At 42.7% G+C, this 749-nt stretch carries 1 pseudogene; it reads right to left on the bottom strand.

What is annotated here, in order from left to right:
- Nucleotides 1–749, bottom strand: a pseudogene (gene pdeF, locus ACUU1I_RS20935) (cyclic-guanylate-specific phosphodiesterase PdeF); the annotation flags it as partial.

The raw sequence follows: 749 nt of genomic DNA on the forward strand, positions 1-749 counted from the left end.
CAGGCAGCAATAATGACAAGGTATAATTGGTGCTAAAAATTGTGCTTTTTTCATTTAACGGCATGCATAACAGCAACAATAAAGCACCTAATGCCAGTAGCCAGAGCGCGAACTCTTTTTTGGTGACTTTGGCATCAACCTGCTGTTTTAATTGCGAATAATAGCTACGTAAATAAAATGGATTTCGCACTACCCGAATGATGAAGTAGCACAGCGGGACACCGATCAGATTACCCACCAGTAAGGCCTGATAATTGATTAAAGTCCCGAGGTTAAAAGGCATGACACCGACCAGATTTTCTCTGCTCGCCAGTAATCCTACAAATGCAGCAAACTGGAAAAGTATCAGAAACAGCGTTGCAGGAAACACTATCTGCCAGAATATACGCTGGGAAATTAAACGGGTATCACCATGTGAAACGTTGTTACGCCGGGGAGTAAAGACCCTGTAACCGCCCCAACAGAGAATGATAATGATAATAAAATTAGCCGTTAATGAGAGCGTTTCGTAAAAACCCAGCTCTGCATATTTGCGGACAAAAATCCCTAAGGTGATCCCTGGCAATGCCGCCCAGCTGAAAAACATCATCATGCTGATCATCAGTGCCAAAGGCAGATAAAAGAGAAAAACCTCACCGGAAGAAATATGCGCGAAAGTATTAATGTGGGCGAAAATGGGCAAGATTAAAGAAGGCAGGAACAGCGGAAGCCCCCACCATTTATCACGTATTTTTATATAAGTTGCATTC

It is taken from the genome of Shigella sp. SIG3, from assembly GCF_053555855.1.